The sequence below is a fragment of the Anoxybacillus ayderensis genome (assembly GCF_013761015.1).
Lineage (GTDB): Bacteria > Bacillota > Bacilli > Bacillales > Anoxybacillaceae > Anoxybacillus > Anoxybacillus ayderensis.
The window spans coordinates 39,476-49,561 of record NZ_JACDUV010000011.1 but is presented as its reverse complement, the minus strand read 5'-3'; the positions used below and the strand labels follow the sequence as shown (position 1 = coordinate 49,561).

Genomic DNA, 10,086 nt, shown 5'->3' with positions numbered 1-10,086 from the left:
TTCCCATCCCGAACACGGAAGTTAAGCTCTCCAGCGCCGATGGTAGTTGGCGGGACACCGCCTGCGAGAGTAGGACGTTGCCGGGCAAAGAGAAGGCCAAGACGATTTCGTCTTGGTCTTTTTACTTTCGCTTTTGTTATACTCCCGCACCAAATGATTGTTTTCGAAGTATATTGTTATATGAAACTGGGAAAACTGTTAGCGGGAGGTGGAGAACAAATGTCTTATAAAGAAACTTGCATTGTATGTGATGGACAAAATAAAAAAGGGATTCATGTTTTTCATCATTTTATATGCATGGATTGTCATAACGATCTCATTCAAACGGAAACAAATGATGAAAAATACAAATTTTACGTTGATCGGCTGAAAAAAATAGGAGAGAATAAAATATATTCATAACAAAAGGCCCCTACTATGATTAGGGCCTGTTTTATTTTAATATAAATATATAAAAAACGTGAGCGAGGAAACGAATAAAGATGGACCAAACGAAAACACCTCTATATACACTTTTATGTGAACATACCTCGAGACAACCGATTTCATTTCACGTACCAGGGCATAAATATGGAGCTGTTTTTTATGAAGAGGCTCTTTCTACTTTTGTACCGTTGTTACATTTAGATGTAACGGAACTTTCGCATTTAGATGACTTGCATCATCCAACGGGAGCGATTGAAGAGGCGCAACAATTAGCGGCAAAACTGTATGGGGTTAAACAGACATACTTTTTAGTTAACGGTTCTACTTCTGGTAATTTAGCAATGATTACAGCTGCATGTGAAAAAAATAAAAAAGTTATTGTACAACGTAATTGCCATAAATCCATTTTACATGCGCTACATCTCGTTGGGGCAACACCGATTTTTATTTCCCCGGAATTTGATGAAGATGTTCGAGTGATGTCTTTTGTATCGTTTGAAACAATCTATAATACATTGCGTGAGCATTCGGATGCCGCTGCGCTCATTTTAACAAATCCAAACTATTATGGGATGTCTATTGATTTAACAAAAATTATTCAATTGGCCCATTCTTATCGCATGCCTGTTTTAGTGGACGAGGCACATGGAGCTCATTTTGTGCTCGGGGAACCTTTTCCAAAATCGGCTGTTGAGTGTGGGGCAGACATTGTTGTACAATCAGCCCATAAAACACTTCCAGCTATGACCATGGGTTCTTTTTTGCACTTTAATAGTGATCTTATAGATGAACGTACGTTAAGATACTTTTTGCAAGTTTTTCAAACAAGCAGCCCATCTTATCCAATTATGGCTTCGCTTGATTTGGCTCGCGCTTATGTTGCGCAACAGACACGTGAAACGATTAATGAAATGGTTGGGCAAATTCAATTATTTAAGCAACAGTTGCGAGGAATTGAGGCAATTCATGTTGTAGAATCGCAGCATCCACTCGTTCGAACAGACTTGTTAAAGATTACGCTACAAACACGCAGTGCACATTCAGGTTATGAGTTGCAACAGCTATTAGAAAGAAACGAAATTTTCACAGAAATGGCTGATCCATATAACGTATTGCTTGTTTATCCGCTTGCGAAAATCAAACAATTTCAAATGATTACAGAGCGAATAAAACGCGCGCTACAATCTATCCGAAGCGAACGACAAAACGAACATGTACAAATTCAATTACCAAAGCATTGTCAAGCTGTAAGTTATGAATGGATTAAAGGTAGGCAAACAGAACAAGTGCAGCTTTATGATGCAGTCGGACGTGTTTGTGCTCAAATGGTTGTCCCTTATCCACCTGGGATTCCTATTTTACTTATTGGAGAAATTGTGACAAAGCAACATATTGAGCTTATTCAATATTTGAAGCAAACGGGGGCATATTTTCAAACAGATATAAATGGGGATTATATCGAAGTTTTTGAGGAGGCTTAAGATGAACTACTTATTTTTTTCATTTGAAGGTCCCGAGGGAGCAGGGAAAACAACGATCGTTCGCATGTTAACTGATTACTTAACGAAGCAACATGTTGACGTTATTGCGACGCGTGAGCCAGGGGGAATTGATATTGCCGAGCAAATTCGTTCCGTCATTTTGCATCCTAATAATAATCGAATGGATGCACGAACAGAAGCTTTACTTTATGCAGCCGCAAGACGACAACATTTAGTTGAAAAAGTGATTCCTGCGTTGGAGGAAGGAAAAATCGTTCTTTGTGATCGCTTTATTGACAGTTCTCTCGCTTACCAAGGGGTCGCGCGTGGTTTAGGAATAGATGAGATATTGGCTATTAATGCGTTTGCGATTGAAAATTGGATGCCGACATTAACGATTTACTTTGATATTGATCCAGCGCTTGGGTTAGCGCGTATTCGCGAAAATGGATTAAGAGAAGTGAATCGACTTGATTTAGAGGAACTAGCGTTTCATGAACGAGTGCGTGATGGATATATGATGTTATTAGATCGTTTTCCAAATCGCATAAAAAAAGTAGACGCTACTCAGTCGATAATCAAAGTATTTGAAGACGTACGGGCATTGATTGAGCCTTTTTTAAGAAAGTGAGAGGATCGTTATGTCATGGAAAGCGCTCGAAACAAATCAACCACATGTAGCGAAAATGATTGTCAACAGTATAAGAAAAGGAAGAGTGGCTCATGCCTATTTATTTGAAGGACAAAAGGGGACAGGGAAAAAAGAAGCGGCTCTTTTATTCGCTAAGCGTTTGTTTTGTTTAACAAATGTACATGATGAACCTTGCGAAACATGTGTAAATTGTCGGCGGATTCAATCTGGTAATCACCCAGACGTTCATCTTGTTGTTCCTGATGGAAACTCAATTAAAAAACAACAAATTGAGCAGCTGCAAGAGGAGTTTACAAAAACGGCTGTTGAATCGAGCCGCAAGCTATATATCATTGAGCATGCTGATCAAATGACCGTTCAAGCAGCGAATAGTTTATTAAAATTTTTAGAGGAACCGTCAGCAAAAACGGTGGCCATTTTATTAACAGAGCAATTACATCGCATACTCCCAACGATTGTTTCACGTTGTCAAGTTATTTCTTTCCACACATTACCGACGGAACAAATATACGCTTATTTACAACAACAAGGTGTACCACGGGAGCTAGCCATATTAGCTGCCAGATTAACAAATAATGTGCAAGAAGCTTTTCAGTTAAGTCAAGATGATTGGTTTGCACAAGCACGAAAAATAGTGATACAATTATATGAAGCATTAAACAAGCAATATGTCCAAGCGTTGCTCGTTATTCAACAACATTGGCTTAGTCATTTTACAAATAAAGAACAAATGAGCATGGGGTTAGACTTATTATTATATTTATATAAAGATTTGTTATATGTGTTACTAGGAGAAGAACAACAAATTGCATACGATGATTGCATAAATGAATTTCGGCGGTCGCGTTTTCTTTATTCTGAAAAGCAAATTGCTCAACATATGAAGGCCATTTTACAAGCAAAAGCGCGGTTGCATACGAATATGAATCCGCAGCTTTTAATGGAACAGTTAGTATTGCAGTTGCGGGAGGGATCTGCATTTGTATGAAGTTGTAGGCGTTCGTTTTAAGAAAGCAGGAAAGATTTATTATTTTGATCCTGGAGATTTACCGATTTCAAACGGTGATTATGTCATTGTTGAAACCGTTCGCGGCATTGAATTTGGAAAGGTTGTTGTCGCTAAAAAACAAGTCGATGAAAAAGATATTGTTTTACCATTGAAAAAAGTGATTCGCATGGCTGATCAAAAAGATAAGCTTATTGTAGAGGAAAATAAAAAGGCAGCCGAAGAAGCATACGACATTTGCTTAAAAAAAGTAGAAGAACACGGGCTAGAAATGAAGCTTGTCGATGTCGAGTATACATTCGACCGCAATAAAATCATTTTTTATTTTACGGCTGATGGACGCGTTGACTTTCGCGAGCTTGTTAAAGATTTAGCAGCCATTTTTCGCACGAGAATTGAACTGAGACAAATTGGTGTGCGTGATGAAGCGAAAATGTTAGGCGGTATCGGGCCATGCGGGCGCATGCTTTGCTGTTCGACATTTTTAGGTGACTTCGATCCAGTTTCCATTAAAATGGCGAAAGATCAAAATTTATCTTTAAATCCGACAAAAATATCAGGGTTATGCGGCCGATTAATGTGCTGTTTAAAATATGAAAATGATGAATACGAGACAGCGAAAGAACAGTTGCCGGATTTAGGTGAAATGATTGAAACGCCTCTCGGATTAGGAAAAGTCGTTGGATTGAATATTTTAGAACGAGTGTTACAAGTGGAATTAGTGGAGAAAGATCGGGTCGTTGAGTATACGATTGACGAATTATTAAAGGAAAAAGTTCTTCCTACTCAAGCCACAGAGTGATGGGGTGGATGGCGCGTGAATAAAAAAGAGATTTTCCAATCTGTAACGAGCATCGAGGAACAAATTGCTCATTTATGTAAACAGCTAGGTGAGTTGAAAAGCTATCTTGGAGAGTTAATTGAAGAAAATCATCGCCTTCAAGTTGAAAATGATCATTTGCGCAGACGGCTCGAACAGTTGTCTGAGCGAAAAGTCGAACAAGGCAAAAAACAAACGAAAGAAAAATTAGTTGATATTGGTGAAGGATACGACAACTTAGCTCGTTTGTACCAAGAAGGCTTTCACATTTGCAATGTACATTACGGAAGTTTACGGACCGATGGGGATTGTTTATTTTGTTTGTCATTTTTAAATAAAAAATAGCCTTTCTGACGAATGGTCTGGAAAGGCTATTTTGTTGTAGAAAGAGGGATTGTATATGTTGCGTGAGGATGAAAGACTCGATTATTTGCTAGCAGAAGATATGAAAATTATTCAAAGTCCATCCGTATTTGCTTTTTCGCTTGACGCGGTATTGTTGGCCAATTTTGTATACGTTCCGATTCAAAAAGGAAATTTAGTTGACTTATGTACAGGGAATGGGGTCATTCCACTATTGTTAAGCAAACGAACGAAAGGGAAAATGATCGGGGTAGAAATTCAAGAAAAAATTTATGATATGGCGAAACGAAGCGTACAATACAACAAATTAGAGGAGCAAATTGAAATCATTCACGGTGACATTAAAGATATGCCTGCTCATCTTGGGTATAGTAAGTTTGATGTTGTGACGTGCAATCCTCCGTATTTCCCAACACCAAACGAAGAAGAAATGAATAAAAATGAACATTTCGCGATTGCGCGCCATGAAATTTACTGCACGTTAGAAGATGTCATTCGCGTAAGCAGTCAATTGCTCAAACAAGGCGGAAAGGCCGCCTTCGTTCACCGCCCTGAGCGGTTGTTAGATATCGTTACGTTTATGCGACAATATCGTTTAGAACCGAAACGGTTGCGTTTTGTTTATCCAAAACAGGGAAAGGAAGCGAACACCATTTTAATTGAAGGAACGAAAGACGGCAATAAAGGGTTGAAAATATTACCTCCTCTCTTTGTATACGAACAAAATGGAGAGTATACGAGCGAGTTAAAACATATTTTATACGGGGAATGAGATGAGATGAACGAACAAAAAAGTTTTATTGAAGAAGATGAAAAAGGAATTTTGTACATCGTCCCGACGCCGATCGGCAATTTAGAAGACATCACGTTGCGTGCGATTGAAACGTTACGAACAGTAGATTTCATTGCGGCTGAAGATACACGGCAAACGAAGAAATTGCTTAATCATTTCGATATTCATACGCCGCTTGTTAGTTACCATGAACATAATAAACAATCGCGAGGAGAGCATATTATTGCTTCTCTATTACAAGGGAAACATATCGCTTTAGTGAGTGATGCTGGAACGCCAACGATTTCCGATCCAGGCCATGAGCTTGTAGTTGAAGCGTTACGTGCACAATGTAAAGTTGTTCCTCTTCCTGGTGCGAATGCGGCCATTACCGCGTTAACAGCTTCTGGATTACCGACAAATCATTTTTATTTTTATGGTTTTTTATCGCGACATAAGAAAGAAAAGAAAAAAGAGCTGGAGCAATTAAAACATATAAAAGATACGCTTATTTTTTACGAAGCGCCGCATCGTCTTCAAGAAACGTTAGCGGTCATGTATCATATATTTGGCAATCGACAAATGGCTGTGGCGCGCGAGCTAACGAAAAAATTTGAACAGTTCATTCGCGGAACGATAGAAGAAGTAATGCATTGGGCAGAACATCATGAAGTTCGCGGAGAGTTTTGTCTTCTTGTTGAAGGGAATCACATACATGATGAAGAACCGATATGGTGGAATGATTTAACTATTGTTGAACATGTAAATTATTATATAGAAGCGAAGCAATATACATCGAAAGAAGCGATTAAACAAGTAGCAAAAGATCGCCAATTACCGAAGCGGGATGTGTATGAGGCGTATCATAAGTAAAAAAAAGTTTCTCTAGAAAAGTCTAGAGAAACTTTTTATTTTGATTGTTGAAGAAGGTTTTGAATTTCTTGTAATAACGTTTCTGCGCCTTCTTTGCTTAAAATGATTTTTCCATCTGCAAGCTTAAAGTTGTCGTCAGATACTTCCCCAGTTACTACGCAAGTCATGTTTGGTTTGTATTTTTTCAAAATGATACGCTCATCATCTACATAAATTTCTAATGCATCTTTTTCTGCAATACCTAATGTGCGGCGCAATTCGATTGGAATAACTACACGACCTAATTCATCGACTTTACGAACAATACCTGTTGATTTCATCTTTATTCTCCTCTCCTTTTTTCGTCAATATTCGACAAAATCTCTATGGATTTATCATAACAACTTTTCCATTAAGCGTCAATCCTTTTATATGCAACAATAAAAAAAAATGTATGATTTACATGTAGCTGCATATAAAATTCGACAAAATTATAGTCGAAATGACAAAATCCAAGTCATTTGACAACAGATGCATACACAGTTTTTAACTGCTTTTCAAGACGATACAAAACTTATTATAAATATTATTCGACAAAATTCAACACAAATTCGACAATTTTTTCGTTATTTTTTCGACAAAATTCGACAAAAACATGCGATTTATCGACAATCCCATGTCGAATAGTTGACAGCGCTCTTTATTTTTATGTATATTTTGGTGAGATAAGAGGAATAGATGTACTGATCAAGAATAAGAAATATGCGATCGCTCTCGTCCTTTGGGCGAGAGCGTTTCTACTAAACGTGCAACAAGGAGGGGTACAAGTGACAAAAAAGACGTTTTACATTACCACACCCATTTATTATCCGAGCGATAAATTACATATCGGCCATGCTTATACGACGGTAGCTGGCGATGCGATGGCAAGATATAAGCGGATGCGCGGCTATGATGTGATGTACTTAACAGGAACAGATGAACACGGCCAAAAAATTCAGCGAAAAGCAGAGGAAAAAGGGGTTACTCCACAGCAATATGTGGATGACATTGTTGCTGGAATTAAAGAACTTTGGAAAAAACTCGACATTTCTTATAACGATTTTATTCGTACGACAGAACAGCGCCATAAGCAAGTTGTTGAAAAAATTTTCGCCCGTCTTTTAGAACAAGGGGATATTTATTTAGACGAATATGAAGGATGGTATTGTACTCCGTGTGAATCGTTTTATACTGAGCGACAACTAGTTGAAGGCAATTGTCCAGACTGTGGACGTTCTGTAGAAAAAGTAAAAGAACAATCATATTTTTTCCGCATGAGCAAATATGTCGATCGCTTATTAGCGTTTTATGAAGAAAATCCGCAATTTATTCAGCCGGAATCGCGCAAAAATGAGATGATTAATAACTTTATTAAGCCGGGCTTAGAGGACTTAGCTGTGTCACGGACAACGTTTGATTGGGGCATTCCTGTTCCAGGCGATCCAAAGCACGTCATTTATGTATGGATTGATGCGCTGTCAAACTATATTACTGCGTTAGGGTATGGAACAGAAAATGATGAAAAATATAAAACGTATTGGCCGGCAGATGTTCATCTTGTTGGGAAGGAAATTGTACGTTTCCATACGATTTACTGGCCAATTATGTTAATGGCTTTAGATCTTCCGCTTCCGAAAAAAGTGTTTGCGCACGGCTGGTTGCTCATGAAAGACGGAAAAATGTCGAAGTCGAAAGGAAATGTCGTTGATCCAGTTACGTTAATTGATCGGTATGGCTTAGATGCGTTACGTTATTATTTACTTCGTGAAGTGCCGTTTGGTTCAGACGGTGTGTTTACACCAGAAGGTTTTGTTGAGCGTATAAACTATGATTTAGCGAACGATTTAGGTAATTTGCTTAACCGGACGGTAGCGATGATTGAAAAATATTTTGCAGGCCGTATTCCTGCGTATAGTGGCACGCACACCCCGTTTGATGAACAGCTTGTACAAACGGCGTATGATACCGTTAAACAATATGAAGAAGCGATGGAACAAATGCAATTTTCACAAGCTTTAACAGCTGTTTGGCAGCTTATTAGCCGCACGAACAAATATATTGATGAAACGCAACCATGGGTATTAGCGAAGGACGAAGCAGCGCGTGAACAGTTAGCTTCCGTCATGTCGCACTTAGCGGAGTCTCTTCGGTATGTAGCTGTTTTATTGCAACCGTTTTTAACAGCAACACCAAAACGAATGTTTGCTCAACTTGGCGTTCGAGATGAACAACTAATGGGCTGGGACAGCTTACAAACGTTTGGTTCTTCACAACATGAGCGAATGGTTGAAAAAGGGGCCCCACTGTTCCCACGTTTAGACGTTCAAGAAGAAGTGCAATATATTCAAGCACAAATGAAAGGGACGTCAGCAAACGTAGAAGAAAAGCAGGAACAAAATGAAGAGAAAAGCGAAGAAATTACGATTGATGATTTTATGAAAGTGGATTTGCGCGTCGCACAAGTAATTCATGCTGAGCCAATTCCAAAAGCGGATCGCTTGCTTAAATTGCAACTTGATTTAGGCTATGAAAAGCGTCAAGTCGTATCAGGTATTGCAAAACATTACAAACCCGAAGATTTAATTGGGAAAAAAGTCATTTGCGTGACGAATTTAAAGCCTGTGAAATTGCGCGGAGAGCTGTCGCAAGGGATGATTTTAGCTGGGGAAAAAGATGGGGTATTGTCATTGGCGACAGTGGACGAATCGCTTCCAAACGGAGCTAAAGTGAAGTAAAGAGGTGTTGCAAAAACACCTCTTTGTTTCTATTTTGTAATGTAATTGTTATATAGCTGTGATTTATGTAACGGGATTGTGTGGTAAACTGAACATCGGAAGAAAAGAGGGGTTATATGTTATTTGATACACATGCACATTTAAATGCGACACAATTTAACGAAGATGTTGAACAAGTAATTGAACGAGCGCGTGCAGAAAGTGTGTCACATATTGTTGTTGTCGGCTTTGATCGACCAACTATTCAACGGGCAATGGAGTTAGCAGAGCAATATTCTTTTATTTACGCAGCTGTCGGATGGCACCCTGTCGATGCGATTCATATGACTGATGAAGATCTCATCATGATTGAGCGTTTGGCTGCGCATCCGAAAGTTGTCGCGCTCGGTGAAATGGGGCTTGACTATTATTGGGATCAATCACCGAAAGACGTACAAAAGGAAGTATTTCGAAAACAAATTCGTTTAGCGAAAAAAGTGAAGTTGCCGATTATTATACATAATCGCGATGCGACAGCCGATATTGTTGATATTTTACGAGAAGAGCGCGCTGAGGAAGTCGGAGGCGTGATGCATTGTTTTAGCGGAAGCATAGAAGTGGCGCGTCAATGTATGGATATGAATTTTTATATTTCGTTTGGCGGTCCTGTGACGTTTAAAAATGCCAAAAAACCGAAAGAAGTGGCGAAAGAAATTCCGCTTGATCGGTTGCTTATTGAAACGGACTGTCCGTATTTAACGCCACATCCGTTTCGAGGAAAACGGAATGAACCGAGCTACGTCAAATATATTGCCGAAGCGATCGCCGAATTAAAAGGTTTATCTTTTGAAGAAGTCGCCCAAAAAACGTCCGACAATGCGAAGCGATTATTCGGCATCATTTGATAGAGAATCGTGTCGATGATTAGGAAGACTTGTCTAAATAAAAGATGAAACGA

General features: G+C 38.9%; 11 protein-coding genes and 1 rRNA gene. 11 read left to right on the top strand and 1 reads right to left on the bottom strand.

The annotated features are described in order from the left end of the window. From rrf to rsmI, 9 genes are all read left to right on the top strand, one after another. A 5S ribosomal RNA gene (gene rrf / locus HNR63_RS13190) occupies nucleotides 1-86 on the top strand; the annotation flags it as partial. A 133-nt stretch (nucleotides 87-219) separates the two neighbouring features. Then, entirely contained in the window at nucleotides 220-402 is a 183-nt protein-coding gene (locus HNR63_RS13185) for a sigma factor G inhibitor Gin (RefSeq protein WP_019418065.1), read from the top strand. An 80-nt stretch (nucleotides 403-482) separates the two neighbouring features. After that, the gene (locus HNR63_RS13180; protein WP_181520983.1) at nucleotides 483-1,907 is read left to right on the top strand and encodes an aminotransferase class I/II-fold pyridoxal phosphate-dependent enzyme; all 1,425 of its coding nucleotides are present in this window, start codon (nucleotides 483-485) and stop codon (nucleotides 1,905-1,907) included. Between the two features lies 1 nt (nucleotide 1,908). Then, on the top strand, nucleotides 1,909-2,538 hold the full coding sequence (tmk, locus tag HNR63_RS13175; RefSeq protein ID WP_021095959.1) for a dTMP kinase: 630 nt from the start codon (nucleotides 1,909-1,911) through the stop codon (nucleotides 2,536-2,538). Between the two features lie 10 nt (nucleotides 2,539-2,548). Continuing rightward, nucleotides 2,549-3,547, top strand: a complete 999-nt coding sequence (gene holB, locus HNR63_RS13170) for a DNA polymerase III subunit delta' (protein ID WP_181520982.1) — start codon at nucleotides 2,549-2,551, stop codon at nucleotides 3,545-3,547. After that, nucleotides 3,540-4,367, top strand: coding sequence for a PSP1 domain-containing protein (locus HNR63_RS13165; protein WP_021095961.1), 828 nt, complete (start codon nucleotides 3,540-3,542; stop codon nucleotides 4,365-4,367). Before holB ends, HNR63_RS13165 begins: the two co-directional genes overlap by 8 nt. 15 nt (nucleotides 4,368-4,382) lie before the next feature. Further along, nucleotides 4,383-4,730, top strand: coding sequence for a DNA replication initiation control protein YabA (gene yabA / locus HNR63_RS13160; RefSeq protein ID WP_085788855.1), 348 nt, complete (start codon nucleotides 4,383-4,385; stop codon nucleotides 4,728-4,730). A gap of 55 nt (nucleotides 4,731-4,785) precedes the next feature. Continuing rightward, on the top strand, nucleotides 4,786-5,520 hold the full coding sequence (locus tag HNR63_RS13155; RefSeq protein ID WP_021095963.1) for a tRNA1(Val) (adenine(37)-N6)-methyltransferase: 735 nt from the start codon (nucleotides 4,786-4,788) through the stop codon (nucleotides 5,518-5,520). 6 nt (nucleotides 5,521-5,526) lie between these two features. Then, the gene (rsmI, locus tag HNR63_RS13150; RefSeq protein ID WP_181520980.1) at nucleotides 5,527-6,393 is read left to right on the top strand and encodes a 16S rRNA (cytidine(1402)-2'-O)-methyltransferase; all 867 of its coding nucleotides are present in this window, start codon (nucleotides 5,527-5,529) and stop codon (nucleotides 6,391-6,393) included. 35 nt (nucleotides 6,394-6,428) lie between these two features. Here rsmI and abrB read toward each other — a convergent pair whose 3' ends face one another. Further along, nucleotides 6,429-6,719 carry a transition state genes transcriptional regulator AbrB gene (abrB, locus tag HNR63_RS13145; protein WP_171335231.1) on the bottom strand — a complete coding sequence of 97 codons (291 nt, stop codon included), beginning with the start codon at nucleotides 6,717-6,719 and terminating at the stop codon, nucleotides 6,429-6,431. A 480-nt stretch (nucleotides 6,720-7,199) separates the two neighbouring features. On the opposite strand from abrB, the gene metG reads away from it, so the two are divergent. After that, entirely contained in the window at nucleotides 7,200-9,149 is a 1,950-nt protein-coding gene (gene metG, locus HNR63_RS13140) for a methionine--tRNA ligase (protein ID WP_181520978.1), read from the top strand. Nucleotides 9,150-9,265: 116 nt separating this feature from the next. Then, on the top strand, nucleotides 9,266-10,033 hold the full coding sequence (locus HNR63_RS13135; RefSeq protein ID WP_043967571.1) for a TatD family hydrolase: 768 nt from the start codon (nucleotides 9,266-9,268) through the stop codon (nucleotides 10,031-10,033). Nucleotides 10,034-10,086 lie beyond the last annotated feature (53 nt).

Bases quoted from the DNA above. Each gene is read 5' to 3' on its own strand.
- HNR63_RS13185 (WP_019418065.1), top strand. From the start codon at position 220: ATGTCTTATAAAGAAACTTGCATTGTATGTGATGGACAAAATAAAAAA.
- HNR63_RS13180 (WP_181520983.1), top strand. From the start codon at position 483: ATGGACCAAACGAAAACACCTCTATATACACTTTTATGTGAACATACC.
- tmk (WP_021095959.1), top strand. From the start codon at position 1,909: ATGAACTACTTATTTTTTTCATTTGAAGGTCCCGAGGGAGCAGGGAAA.
- holB (WP_181520982.1), top strand. From the start codon at position 2,549: ATGTCATGGAAAGCGCTCGAAACAAATCAACCACATGTAGCGAAAATG.
- HNR63_RS13155 (WP_021095963.1), top strand. From the start codon at position 4,786: ATGTTGCGTGAGGATGAAAGACTCGATTATTTGCTAGCAGAAGATATG.
- rsmI (WP_181520980.1), top strand. From the start codon at position 5,527: ATGAACGAACAAAAAAGTTTTATTGAAGAAGATGAAAAAGGAATTTTG.
- HNR63_RS13135 (WP_043967571.1), top strand. From the start codon at position 9,266: ATGTTATTTGATACACATGCACATTTAAATGCGACACAATTTAACGAA.